Origin of the sequence: Candidatus Glomeribacter gigasporarum BEG34 (assembly GCF_000227585.1) — a bacterium.
In the GTDB taxonomy this organism is placed as follows: domain Bacteria; phylum Pseudomonadota; class Gammaproteobacteria; order Burkholderiales; family Burkholderiaceae; genus Glomeribacter; species Glomeribacter gigasporarum_B.
Genome location: NZ_CAFB01000034.1, coordinates 65,646 through 77,264, shown reverse-complemented (window position 1 = coordinate 77,264; position 11,619 = coordinate 65,646). Strand labels below are relative to the sequence as shown.

The following is an 11,619-nucleotide window of genomic DNA, read 5'->3' as shown; positions in this document are numbered from 1 at the left end:
CCTGTAGCGGAATCCATCCCTTCTTATATCCTCTTATAATAATCCGCATTTCTCCTCCAGGAAGGCGCCATGCGTCTGATGCAGAAAGCCCTTACTTTTGACGACGTACTTCTCGTTCCCGCCTTCTCCGCCATTCTGCCGCATCAAGTTTGCCTCAAAACCCGGCTCACGCGCCGGATTTCGCTCAATATGCCGTTGATTTCCGCGCCGATGGATACGGTGACGGAAAGCCGGCTGGCGATTGCGATGGCGCAGCAGGGCGGGATTGGCATTATCCACAAGAATGTATCCGCCGAGCAGCAGGCGAAGGAAGTGGTCAAGGTCAAACGCTTTGAATCCGGCATCGTGCGCGATCCGATTACCGTACCGCCGGATTTAAAAGTGCTTGACGTGATGGCGCTCTCACGCAAACACGGCATTTCCGGTTTCCCGGTGGTGGAAGGGGAACAATTGGTTGGCATCGCCACCAACCGTGACCTGCGCTTTGAGACGCGCTTAAATGAACCGGTGCGCGCGATCATGACTCCGCGCGAGCGGTTGATTACCGTACCAGAGGGCGCGCCGCTCGCACAGGCCAAAGCATTGATGCACCGGCACCGGCTGGAGCGCGTTCTGGTGGTGAATGATGCGTTTGAATTGCGCGGTTTAATCACCGTCAAGGACATCCTGAAGGCCACCGAGCATCCGGATGCGTGCAAGGACGAACACGGCAAATTGCGCGTCGGCGCGGCGGTCGGCACCGGGCCGGACAACGACGCGCGCATCGAACTGCTGGCGCAGGCGGGCGTCGATGCGCTGGTGGTCGATACCGCGCACGGCCATAGCCAGGGCGTGCTGGAGCGGGTGCGCTGGATCAAGGAACGCTTTGCGCACATTGATGTGATTGGCGGCAATATCGCCACGGCAGAGGCGGCGCGTGCGCTGGTCGAGCAGGGCGCGGACGGCGTCAAGGTCGGCATCGGTCCAGGCTCGATCTGTACCACGCGCGTGGTGACCGGCGTCGGGATGCCGCAGATTTCAGCGATCTCGAATGTCGCCGCCGCGCTGGCGGATACGGATGTGCCGCTGATTGCCGACGGCGGCGTGCGCTATTCGGGCGATGCCGCAAAGGCGCTCGCGGCCGGCGCGCATAGCGTAATGATGGGCAGTCTGCTCGCCGGTACGGAAGAAGCGCCCGGCGAAGTCTTTCTATATCAAGGCCGCTCTTATAAATCGTATCGCGGCATGGGTTCGGTCGGCGCGATGCAAAAAGGTTCCGCGGAACGCTATTTTCAGGACGATGATGCGCATATCGATAAACTGGTGCCGGAAGGCATTGAAGGCCGCGTGCCGTACAAAGGCGGCGTCGCGGCGATTCTGTTCCAGCTCGCCGGCGGCGTGCGCGCCAGCATGGGGTATTGCGGATGCCGCACGATTTCAGAACTGCACGCGAATGCGCGCTTTGTCGAAATCACCGCAGCGGGCATGCGCGAATCGCATGTGCACGATGTGCAGATTATGAGAGAGGCGCCGAATTACCATATCGAATAAGTTGAACCGCTGGTTTTGCAAAGGGGAATACAGCAATGGCCGCCGCAATCTTCGATACACATCAATTTGTCCGTAAGCTGAAAGCGTCTGGTTTTGATGAACGGCAGGCAGAGGCGTTAACGGAAGCGATTCGAGCGTCACATGAATCGTCAGAGGTTGCAACTAAACATGATCTTGCTGAGATGAAATTCGAGCTTTTGAAATGGGTCGTTGGCCTATCATTCGCACAGATCGGCTTATTGATCGGTATTTTGATGAAATTTATGTAAGTGCTTATTCCCCTGTATATCTATTCCACGTGCACGACAAAATCCTCATCCTTGATTTCGGTTCTCAATATACGCAACTGATTGCGCGCCGCGTGCGCGCGCTGCATATCTACGCTGAGATTCACCGCTACGACCTCAGCGATGCGTTTATCCGCAACTTCGCGCCGCGCGGCATTATTTTGTCGGGCGGGCCGGCATCGGTCGCCGGCGCGAATCCGCCGCGCGCGCCGCAGGCGGTGTTTGAGCTTGGCGTGCCGGTGCTCGGCATTTGCTACGGTATGCAAACGATGGCCGCGCAACTCGGCGGTAAAGTCAAGTATGGCCAGAGCGGCGAGTTCGGCCATACGCATGTACATATACACGAGGGCGCGCATTGGCTCGGCGGGCTCGCGGAAAAACAGAGCGATGCAGATCGTCAAACGCTTGCCGTATGGATGAGTCATGGCGATCTTGTGACCGGGCTGCCGCCCGGTTTTGAGTGCATTGCATCGACTGAAAACTGCCCGATTACAGCGATGGCGCATCACGCACGGCGCTTTTACGGCGTGCAATTTCATCCTGAAGTCACGCACACCGCGCAGGGCAACACATTGCTCGCGCGCTTCGCGCTGGACATCTGCGGCGCGCGCGCGGATTGGGTGATGGATGATTATCTGAACCAAGCCATCGAGCGCATCCGTCAGCAAGTGGGGGACGAACGGGTGATTCTGGGGCTTTCCGGCGGCGTCGATTCATCGGTGGCGGCGGCGCTTTTGCAGCGCGCGATTGGCGAACAGCTCACGTGCGTATTTGTCGATCATGGCTTATTGCGCTTAAACGAAGCGGCGCACGTCAGACACGCGATGGCGGCGCTCGGCGTAAAGATCGAATATGTCGACGCGAGCGCCGAGTTCATCGCGCGGCTGGCGGGCGTGACCGATCCTGAACAGAAACGTCAAATCATTGGCGCGCAGTTTATCGAAGTGTTTCAGCGCGAAGCGCGCGCGTGCGGCGAGGCGCAATGGCTCGCGCAGGGCACAATTTATTCGGATGTGATTGAATCCGCCGGTTCAGGCGGATGCGGTACCGCAAAGATTAAAAGCCATCACAACGTCGGCGGATTGCCGCAAACGCTGCGGTTAAAACTGCTTGAGCCGCTGCGCGAACTGTTCAAGGACGAAGTGCGCGAACTGGGCATTGCGCTGGGTCTGCCGCCTGAAATGGTTTTTCGTCATCCCTTCCCAGGGCCGGGGCTGGCGGTACGCATTCCTGGCGAAGTCAAGCCGGAATATATTGATCGGCTGCAACGCGCCGATGCAATTTTTATCGATTGCCTGCGTAACGCGGTCGATCCAGCGACCGGAAGGCCCTGGTATGCGCAAATGAGCCAGGCATTTGCGGTTTTTCTGCCGGTGAAAAGCGTGGGCGTGATGGGCGACGCGCGCACTTACGAATATGTGATTGCATTGCGCGCGGTTCAGACGCAAGACTTTATGACCGCGCACTGGGCGCATTTGCCACATGAACTGCTCGGCCAGGTTTCCAGCCGGATCATCAACGAAGTGCGCGGCATTAACCGCGTCGTCTACGATATTTCAGGCAAACCGCCCGCGACGATTGAATGGGAGTGAATTTATTGTTGAGCATCATCACCTCTCAATCTTGAATGAAGGACAAAAAACCATTCAGCATTTTTAATGCATCTCTGAACGACAGTTATTGTATCGCTGATTTAAAATATCGGCAGAGCGTCTGCGAAAGAGCGCAAGATCAACTTAAGCATGCTTAAGCAAGCTGTCTCACAGATTGACGGGCTTTTGTGCCCTCAACCTTCAGCTTTGCTTCTTTTTGAATAAAGTCGTCTAGAGAGAAGGAATGACGATGATTGCCAATATCAATAGGCTTCTCCAATAAGTCGAGTGTGCGAAGATGAGTATTGATGTGGATAGATTCCGACAATCGCTCTCTCCCGGGCATATTGTTAATCCTACAGTTTTTAATATTCAGCCGTTTGATGTCGGCATTACTGCCGATTAAAGCGCATAATCCAGTGAATGCGTCGTCGCTCAGGACGCTTCCTGAGATATCCAGAAGCCCGAGGTTGATGTTTCTGGAAGCCTGTATCAAAGAATCGAATAATGTTCCGATATTTGAAGAACGGAAATTCCTGAAATATAAGGATTGAACAGGCTTGTCTTTAAAAAGATCAACTAATTCAGTGATGCCTTGAAGACTGAAACTATTCTCTGACAGATCCAGTTTTTCAATGATGATAGTATTCAGGCCCAGCATTTCGGTCAAATCATGTATATCATCGTCTTTGATACCGCTGCCGCCCAGATCCAGCAAAAATCGGATCTTTTGATCTCTGGCGTTTTCGGCAATATCGCCCAGTTCCAAAAACAGCCGCATAAAACCTGTTTCAAAATGCCCTGAAGCCCGGAAAAAACCCGGACTGGAAAAGTTGACTGCCGCCGGGGCTTTGAATTCAAAAGATTGGATAGGAAAATCCTTTTGATATTGGTTTCTAATCACCTCAAGAATGGTCGTGATGGAATGATGGATGTCTGTTGCAGATAATCCGTATCCCGCTCCACATGCAAGAATATCATCCAGGTCCAGCGCAAGGTGAGAACATCTTTCAGTGACTGATTTCACATTCTTTACAAATAAATCCCTTTGGGGGCCGACCTTTTCCATATCACCCGTCCAGTGGAGCGCGATACGCGACAATGCCCCTGCCGCTATCGCCCGCATAATCTCTGGGCGCTCTTCTCTTAAAATTCTTTTAACATCACGTTCAAACCATCTGCTGATCAACTCAAGATTACGAGGTTCGCTCTTATCATTTAGACAGAAAGAGTATTCATTGAGCGGCCTGGCGTCCAGCGTATATTTAAATATTTCCGAGATGATTTCATATGGTAAATACATTCCAGATGAGAGAGAGGTTCCTGTAAGCATAGCGTCACCTCATGTATGAAATTGAAAGGCTGCGTGCTGGATTCTGGAATATTGCGGATATATTCCTCCGGGCTTGAATAAGAGATAAGAATCATTTTAGGGATCGATCCGGCTTTTGCTATCGGGCTTAAGCCTGAACTGTGTGAGGGGTATACTGTGTTTTTCTGGACCCGCCCCTGCCTGTTTTCCGCGTACTGCTTTGAAATTACAGCCAGACAATTCAGGCGCGCATCAAGGCATTACGGCCTATGGCAGCGCTTTTGTTGAAGTCAACGGCATACGGTATACACATAGCATTATTGTGATGCCCGAAGGCCCTGTGCGCGCCTGGCCGGCGCCTTCATTCGCTGCGCTGACCCACGCCTGCTTCCAGGATTTGATTCAGACCCTTTCCGGGTCAGCAATGATCGAACTGCTGCTATTCGGCAGCGGCGCGCGCTTGCGTTTTCCTTCCCCCCAGCTGATGACGCCCTTTGTGGAGCGCAATATTGCGCTCGAAACGATGGACAGTCATGCCGCCTGCCGCACCTACAATATTCTGGCGGCTGAAGGGCGCAGAGTTGCCGCGGCGTTATTAGTCGGCCCTGATGCCTGATTCCGTGTTAGGGCATTTTTCAACGGCTTGCACTGTGCCGCTGCACCGTTCCGTATGAAAAATGCCCTAGAGAAGCGTTTCGCGTCGCCGCGCGCGCAATGGACTGCGCTTGTTGCTGTTTTTGCAATCCTTTGGTTTGCGCAGCTCAATATCCGCCATTTGATTCCGAGCGATGAAGGCCGCTACGCTGAAATGGCGCGTGAAATGCTGGCAAGCGGTGATTGGCTCGCGCCGCGCTATAACGGCTATCTGTACTTTGAGAAGCCGCCGCTGCAGACCTGGATCAATGCCGCGAGCTTTGCCTGGCTGGGCATTGGCGACTGGCAGGCGCGTCTTTATACCGCGTTGTGCAGTTTTTCTGGCGTATTGTTGATCGGATTGACTGGGGCGCGCCTTTTTAACCCGCAGGCGGGTCTGCATGCCGCGCTCGCGCTCGGTTCATCTCCCTACTGGAATCTGCTTGGGCATTTTAATGTGCTCGATATGGGCCTTGCATTCTGGATGCAGATGTGCTTATGCACCTTCCTGCTCGCGCAGCGCCCGGATGCAAGGCCTGCCGCGCGGCGCGGCTGGATGTGGCTATGCTGGGCTTCCATGGCGCTGGCTGTGCTCACCAAGGGGCTGGTTGGCGTGCTGTTGCCAGGTGCAGCGCTCGCGCTCTATACGCTGATCGCGCGCGACTGGGCGCTCTGGAGGCGGCTTTATCTTGTGAGCGGCGTGTTGATCTTTAGCGCCATTGCAGCGCCGTGGTTTGTGCTGATTCAGTCCCGCTATCCCGCTTTCTTCGAGTTTTTCTTTATCGTCCAGCATTTCCGACGTTATCTGACGCCTGAGCAGAACCGTCCAGGCGCCTTTTATTATTTCGTTCCGGTCATCATCGCCGGTTTTCTGCCGTGGGTTTCAATCTTGTGGCGGAGCATCCGGCGCGCGCTCGAAATGCCGCGCCAGCCCAACGGCTTCAAGCCGGCTTTGCTGCTGGTCATCTGGATTGCGTTTATTTTTATTTTCTTCAGCCTTTCGTATTCAAAGCTCATCTCATATATATTGCCCGTAGCGCCTGCGCTTGCGCTTCTGTTGGGCTTCAATCTGCCATGCATCACAAGCGTGCAGTGGCGCCGTCATTTGATTGGACAGGCAGCGCTGATTGCGCTTGGCTGCATTGGCGCGCTCTACCTGATCCGGTTCGGTAACCATACGCGCACGCCAAATACGCTATACCGCGCGTATCAAGTCTGGGCCTATATTTCGCTCGCTGTTGCAGCGTTCAATGTTGCGCTATCCGCCTGGATAAGCCGGAGCGGCGAGCCGCGCGCCATGAAGCGCAGCCTTGTTCTCTATGCGTTTGGATGGCTGCTCGCAACGATGATTGCGGGTAATGCGCACGAGATATTTGGCCGCGCCAGCGCGGGCATCGCCCTAATCCAGCCGGTGCGCGCGGAACTCGCGCAATTGCCGCCCAATGCGCCTTTCTATTCGGTCAATATGCTCGACCATACGATGCCGTTTTATCTGCGGCGCATGATGATCATGGTTCAACATCCGGATGAATTACGCTTCGGCATCGAGCAGGAACCGCATCAATGGATTCCAACGATTGAGGCGTGGATTGAACGCTGGAAAAACGGTCGCGATGCGCTCGCCCTGATGTCTCCTGCGCTTTATCTCGAACTGGTCGCGCGCAGCGTGCCGATGCGCGTTGTTGCGCGCGATATGCGTCGCGTTGTAGTGACCAAACCTCAGTCTGGCCCCGATTGATACGTGTCCCGCGCTCTTATCCGTTCCTCCTCTTTCCTCGTTGCTTCCATCGTGGCATGCGCGCTCTTGTGCTTCATTCCAATGTCCGGCTGGATGGCGGACAAATTTGGCGCACGCAACATCTTCCGCGCGGCAATCGGCGTTTTTATGGGCGGCTCGATACTGTGCGTGCAGACCTTTCGCACGAGCGTGCTGGGCGGTTTCCTATTTCGCGCGATATTAACGGCAAACGCGGCGCTCGTTTCACTTTCAATCGCTGCTATCGCTGGCTTCACGGCGTACACATCCTATGCGGCCATGTTCGCGGTTCTGCTCGCCGGCGGCTGTTTCCGCTCTTTGCAGTTTACCAGCCTGAATGCGCTTGCCTATGCAGACGTCCGTTCTGGCCAGATTGCCGCTGCAACGAGTCTTGAAAGCGTCGCGCGCGAACTGGCTGCTGGAACAGGCGTAACCATTGGGGCATTTATTCTGCAAATATCGAGTTTCGTCCAGGCACATCAAATGCTGGTCGTACAGGATTTCCGGCCCGCCTTTATTGCCGTGGGTCTAATGACGCTTGCATCTATCAGATATTCGCTTCGATTGCCAAAGGATGCGGGCAATGAAATTGTTGGCCGATAGAACATTCTTACAATGAACTTCGCTTAAGGAAGGTCTGCAGAAAGGGATGAAGGGCATTTTACACGTAGCGGAAGTGTTGCGTTTTGATGCACTTTGATGCAGTCAGCGATCTTTATCACTCAACCCTGTTTTTGGTAAGCCCTCCGGAAAAAGCAATTCTGAGTATGCCTGATGGGATAAACGTTTCCGTCGATTCCTGCAAGAAAATTACCCGATTACCTTTGTCCGGCGCCCCACCCAAATCAGCCGATCCCGCACTCCTATCCTGGTGATCACCAGACAGTTCACAAGGGTTGAATGGAAGATAGTTTTTATCAGTTACGCCAAACTGCGAGAATTTTCTTTATAAAACAAATAGTGAGCCGATACCAATGGTGCCGGCTGCAGGACTTGAACCCGCCACCTGATGATTACAAATCATCCGCTCTACCTGATGAGCTAAGCCGGCAAGCTTTGAATTATAAGGGATTGAAAGCAATCGGGCGATTTTATTTGTTCCGCAATTCTGCCTATTTAGAGCATTCTTCATTATTTTTTGAAAACGGAGCAGATTATTCCAAGAACCTATTCAGTTGATCTACGGGAATGCTCAGTACAAATGGTTGGAGCATCTTTAATTGAAGGTCAAGCCGTTTTCCCTAACTGTTCCTGCCGAGGAGATTGACGCCGAACAACGCTATTGAGGACAGAAAACAATGTACGAAGGACAGAGATGAACGCGACTTTTGCGGATTTTCCAAGGGCTCTTAAGCGCTCGTAAAAGGTTTTTAAATCCTGATTCCATCGAGTACAGGCAAAAGCTGCCATATAAAGCGTCTTACGCACGAGTGCCCGCCCGCCTTCAATGAAGCGTTTACCTCTGTATTTTCCGCTGTCTGATGGAAGGGCGCGAGGCCTACCCAAGCGGCCAACGACGGATGAGCGCACCGACCTGGTTCTGGTAAAAAAGCGATAGATGCCAGGCGGTTCAATCTCCAACGCCCGGAACGGAGGTCAGCAAGGCGTGCGTCGATTGCATTTCTGTTGTGCTTTTTTGCTGTTGGATGGCTGCCTTAATCCTGGCAATCTCCTTGTCCAGCCATCGGATATGCGCCTCCAAAGAGCGCTTGATAGGCTCGTCTTGACAGTGTTCCAGGGGATTTCTTTCCCGCTGCCTGTCCTGGCCTCATGGCTCACGGCGCTTGAGCCAATGGCCTAATGGCTCTTGTTCGGGTGATCAAAGGGGCTCATCCGCCTGCATCTGCATCGCAGTGGCCTATTCTTGGATAAGCTTGGCATCCATCTTGTCCGTTTTTGCTCAATCCCCTTTGCATTGAGCGAAGCGCTCACTTTATTCGCATGGGCGAGGTGTACAGGGTCGCCTGCTTTTTGTAAAGTGGAGGCCAAAGCTGTTTCATAGCCCCCACTGGCTTCGCATACAACCGCACCCCACTCATTTCCTTCACGGATCAACTTTTTCAGTGCCTGGATCAGCGCTCGCAGCCCGGATGCTTGATGGGCGACTTGAAAAGCAACGGGGCCCATCTGGACATCCAAGGTATGTTTACTGACCTCAACCCCCCCATAAGCTTTCATCCGATTGAACGCCCCATTGATATTTGGAATCCTTAGCTTTTCTCCTGACTTGCGGATCGGATTCGAGGCTTGCCCTCTCCCATCTGTCCGGCGCAGCTCACTCAATCGCAGGGAGACTCCTGTCTCCAGAGGACGACTAACGTCAGGAAAAATAGATCGAATTTTGCTCCGCAAATTGGAATTCCATATAGCAAATATGCGTACTTAGGGGCATGCCTTTTTAAGCAATTGCGGAGCAAAATAGCTTATAAACTCATAATTTTATTGATTTATTCGGCAGATTCGAAATCCGGTGTACGGTAACCCCGTACCGTGGGTTCAAATCCCACCCTTTCCGCCACTGGCTTGGGTGTTGTGTTGATATACATCGAAAAGTGATCCACGTGTATACACCGTCTGCTCAAGAATTAAGCGGGGTTCTTCCTCACTTGGCGTGAAGCGCCTGGTATGCACAGACGCCCTGAATGGTTCTACCAGGTTTTGTCTGGGAGTTCAATTCATGTGTTCATCCTTGCCTGGCAGTGACTGGAATTGCCTGGGAGGTTCATCAAAGGTTGGCAGCGGACTGGCAGCCGGCGGATTGCGACCCTGCAGGGCAAGAAGGCAGCGCCCGTTGTACTGCTTGCCATGCGGTCAGCGGTCAAGTTCATGGTCATGACTGGCGGCAGGCAGAAGATGTGCCCTGCATCGGTGGGCGCGTGACGCTGGAAATGGAAGTTCGACGTTTTCGTTGTCACCCTGCATATCGTGGCGCGTGATCGTGCGGGTATCTATTCGGAAGGCATCCAGCAAGGCGCGCCGCAGGCCATCCGCGCTGCACAGACGGCTGCCGCGCCAGCGGCCAGTCCGGCTCCATACAGCCAGCGGCAATCCACAATCAGGCGGCTGAGAGGTCAGAGATCCCCCCGCCGCTCGCGCGGGTGAGAGCGCAGAGATCGCGCCAGCCACTTATGCACTATTCCGGCAGCCGCTCGATGCGCTTGGCCGTCAATGCGGCATTGCCGAACGCAGCGGCAGCGCGCGCTGCGCTTGAGCAGGCGCTGGCCGCTTATCGCACAACGCATGCCGGAATCCCGCAGCACGCACAAATCGCCGCGCTGATGCAACGCTGCGCCGACTCTCTTCCGGCGGTGCTGCGCGCTGATTGTGCTGTATCCAGTACATACCCGTGTGTTGCGGAGCCGCTGCTGGCGTATCCAATTACGGCGTTTTATGGAACCGAGGATACGATGGTCTCGCGCGGGCATATGCTGAACTGGCGTGATCAGACTTCAGCCCCTTTTTATTGCATGAATTGCCGGACGATCATTTTTTTTATCCATTCCGCCCGGACTCAACGACTTGATTTAATCTCAGCGGTTTTGAATGCAGATTCTGCGTCAGACTGATCGTTGAGTTGCGCGCTCTCCAATGACGCCGGATCATGGATGGCCGCATGACCCAGCGAACGGTCAATGCGTTTGGTCAGTCCCGTCAATACTTTGCCGGGGCCGCACTCAATAATCTGCGTTGCGCCTTCCAGAACCAGCCTGCGCACGCATTCGACCCAGCGCACCGGGCCGGCCACCTGCCGCGCAAGCGCGTCGCGGATTTCCTGAGGCGTGGATGCGATAGCAACATCAATATTATTGACGACTGGAATCCGCGGCGCGCGGATTTCAACATGGGATAGATAAGCGCTTAACCGGTCCGCCGCAGGTTTGAGCAATGAAGAATGAAAGGGCGCCGATACGGGCAATGGCACTGCACGCTGCGCGCCGGCGCTCAACGCCAGTTTGCATACGGTCTCGACCGGATTGCGCTGGCCGGCGATGACGGTTTGCGTCGGTGCGTTGAAATTCACGGCCTCGACGGTGCCCAGCGCACTGACTGCAGTACATAGCGCGCGAACGCTCTGAGCGTCCAGTCCAAGAATCGCGGCCATACTGCCTGCGCCTTCCGGCACCGCTTCCTGCATGATCTGCGCGCGGAAACGCACGAGCTTGAGCGCATCGTCAAAAGCGAGCGCGCCGGCGGCGACCAGCGCCGTATATTCACCTAGGCTATGTCCTGCAACCATCGCCGGCTCTGGCCCGCCCGCAGCGCGCCACGCGCGGTAGACCGCATAGGCTGCGGTCAACATTGCGGGTTGCGTATTGAAGGTCAGATTCAGCGCATCGGCTGGGCCATTGGCAATCAGCGCGCCGATATCCTGTTCCAGAATATCTGAAGCCTGCGCCAGCGTTTCCTGAACGACTGGCCACCCGGAAAATACATTCAGCATTCCGACGGACTGCGATCCTTGGCCGGGAAAAACAAAGGCAAATTTCATCAGTCAGAGGATTTTTCAGC

General features: G+C 54.5%; 12 protein-coding genes and 1 tRNA gene. 8 read left to right on the top strand and 5 right to left on the bottom strand.

Annotated features, from left to right (window positions below):
• Positions 1 to 69 precede the first annotated feature (69 nt).
• From guaB to guaA, 3 genes are read left to right on the top strand one after another with little or no spacing between them, the layout of a single operon-like run.
• Positions 70 to 1,530, top strand: coding sequence for an IMP dehydrogenase (gene guaB / locus CAGGBEG34_RS01045; RefSeq protein WP_006682058.1), 1,461 nt, complete (start codon positions 70 to 72; stop codon positions 1,528 to 1,530).
• A 35-nt stretch (positions 1,531 to 1,565) separates the two neighbouring features.
• A complete protein-coding gene (locus CAGGBEG34_RS01040; protein WP_006682057.1) occupies positions 1,566 to 1,799 on the top strand; it encodes a coiled-coil domain-containing protein in 234 nt (77 codons plus the stop codon).
• 29 nt (positions 1,800 to 1,828) lie between these two features.
• The gene (gene guaA / locus CAGGBEG34_RS01035) at positions 1,829 to 3,409 is read left to right on the top strand and encodes a glutamine-hydrolyzing GMP synthase (protein ID WP_006682056.1); all 1,581 of its coding nucleotides are present in this window, start codon (positions 1,829 to 1,831) and stop codon (positions 3,407 to 3,409) included.
• A gap of 154 nt (positions 3,410 to 3,563) precedes the next feature.
• Here guaA and CAGGBEG34_RS01030 read toward each other — a convergent pair whose 3' ends face one another.
• Complete coding sequence (locus CAGGBEG34_RS01030; protein WP_006682055.1) at positions 3,564 to 4,742, bottom strand: leucine-rich repeat domain-containing protein; 1,179 nt, start codon at positions 4,740 to 4,742, stop codon at positions 3,564 to 3,566.
• Between the two features lie 199 nt (positions 4,743 to 4,941).
• Between CAGGBEG34_RS01030 and CAGGBEG34_RS01025 the strand changes: the two genes are divergently transcribed.
• Genes CAGGBEG34_RS01025 through CAGGBEG34_RS01015 form a run of 3 tightly spaced genes read left to right on the top strand, consistent with a single transcriptional unit; the run spans position 4,942 to position 7,713 of the window.
• Complete coding sequence (locus CAGGBEG34_RS01025; protein ID WP_006682054.1) at positions 4,942 to 5,337, top strand: Mth938-like domain-containing protein; 396 nt, start codon at positions 4,942 to 4,944, stop codon at positions 5,335 to 5,337.
• A 54-nt stretch (positions 5,338 to 5,391) separates the two neighbouring features.
• Complete coding sequence (locus tag CAGGBEG34_RS01020) at positions 5,392 to 7,092, top strand: glycosyltransferase family 39 protein (RefSeq protein WP_006682053.1); 1,701 nt, start codon at positions 5,392 to 5,394, stop codon at positions 7,090 to 7,092.
• A 51-nt stretch (positions 7,093 to 7,143) separates the two neighbouring features.
• Positions 7,144 to 7,713 carry an MFS transporter gene (locus CAGGBEG34_RS01015; protein WP_158641756.1) on the top strand — a complete coding sequence of 190 codons (570 nt, stop codon included), beginning with the start codon at positions 7,144 to 7,146 and terminating at the stop codon, positions 7,711 to 7,713.
• 372 nt (positions 7,714 to 8,085) lie between these two features.
• Here the strand turns inward: CAGGBEG34_RS01015 and CAGGBEG34_RS01010 are convergent.
• The 3 genes from CAGGBEG34_RS01010 to CAGGBEG34_RS01005 form a co-directional block, all read right to left on the bottom strand.
• Positions 8,086 to 8,161 (bottom strand) — tRNA-Thr (locus tag CAGGBEG34_RS01010).
• A gap of 176 nt (positions 8,162 to 8,337) precedes the next feature.
• The gene (locus CAGGBEG34_RS12075; protein ID WP_420885871.1) at positions 8,338 to 8,640 is read right to left on the bottom strand and encodes a transposase; all 303 of its coding nucleotides are present in this window, start codon (positions 8,638 to 8,640) and stop codon (positions 8,338 to 8,340) included.
• A gap of 267 nt (positions 8,641 to 8,907) precedes the next feature.
• Positions 8,908 to 9,393: a hypothetical protein gene (locus tag CAGGBEG34_RS01005; RefSeq protein WP_158641755.1), complete on the bottom strand. Its 486-nt coding sequence runs from the start codon at positions 9,391 to 9,393 to the stop codon at positions 8,908 to 8,910.
• A 359-nt stretch (positions 9,394 to 9,752) separates the two neighbouring features.
• On the opposite strand from CAGGBEG34_RS01005, the gene CAGGBEG34_RS12070 reads away from it, so the two are divergent.
• Together CAGGBEG34_RS12070 and CAGGBEG34_RS09490 are read left to right on the top strand one after the other, a co-directional pair.
• Positions 9,753 to 10,046, top strand: coding sequence for a transposase family protein (locus tag CAGGBEG34_RS12070; protein ID WP_081463694.1), 294 nt, complete (start codon positions 9,753 to 9,755; stop codon positions 10,044 to 10,046).
• A 192-nt stretch (positions 10,047 to 10,238) separates the two neighbouring features.
• Positions 10,239 to 10,676 (top strand): hypothetical protein, encoded by a 438-nt coding sequence (locus CAGGBEG34_RS09490; RefSeq protein WP_158641753.1) that lies wholly within the window; start codon positions 10,239 to 10,241, stop codon positions 10,674 to 10,676.
• On the opposite strand, the gene fabD is transcribed toward CAGGBEG34_RS09490, so the two are convergent.
• Positions 10,622 to 11,599 carry an ACP S-malonyltransferase gene (gene fabD, locus CAGGBEG34_RS00990; protein ID WP_006682052.1) on the bottom strand — a complete coding sequence of 326 codons (978 nt, stop codon included), beginning with the start codon at positions 11,597 to 11,599 and terminating at the stop codon, positions 10,622 to 10,624. The two genes, CAGGBEG34_RS09490 and fabD, sit on opposite strands and share 55 nt — an antisense overlap.
• Positions 11,600 to 11,619 lie beyond the last annotated feature (20 nt).

Excerpts from the sequence above, each read along its gene's own strand:
- fabD (WP_006682052.1), bottom strand. The coding sequence starts at position 11,599 with ATGAAATTTGCCTTTGTTTTTCCCGGCCAAGGATCGCAGTCCGTCGGA.
- CAGGBEG34_RS09490 (WP_158641753.1), top strand. The coding sequence starts at position 10,239 with ATGCACTATTCCGGCAGCCGCTCGATGCGCTTGGCCGTCAATGCGGCA.
- guaB (WP_006682058.1), top strand. The coding sequence starts at position 70 with ATGCGTCTGATGCAGAAAGCCCTTACTTTTGACGACGTACTTCTCGTT.
- CAGGBEG34_RS01040 (WP_006682057.1), top strand. The coding sequence starts at position 1,566 with ATGGCCGCCGCAATCTTCGATACACATCAATTTGTCCGTAAGCTGAAA.
- CAGGBEG34_RS01030 (WP_006682055.1), bottom strand. The coding sequence starts at position 4,742 with ATGCTTACAGGAACCTCTCTCTCATCTGGAATGTATTTACCATATGAA.
- CAGGBEG34_RS12070 (WP_081463694.1), top strand. The coding sequence starts at position 9,753 with ATGGTTCTACCAGGTTTTGTCTGGGAGTTCAATTCATGTGTTCATCCT.
- CAGGBEG34_RS01020 (WP_006682053.1), top strand. The coding sequence starts at position 5,392 with ATGAAAAATGCCCTAGAGAAGCGTTTCGCGTCGCCGCGCGCGCAATGG.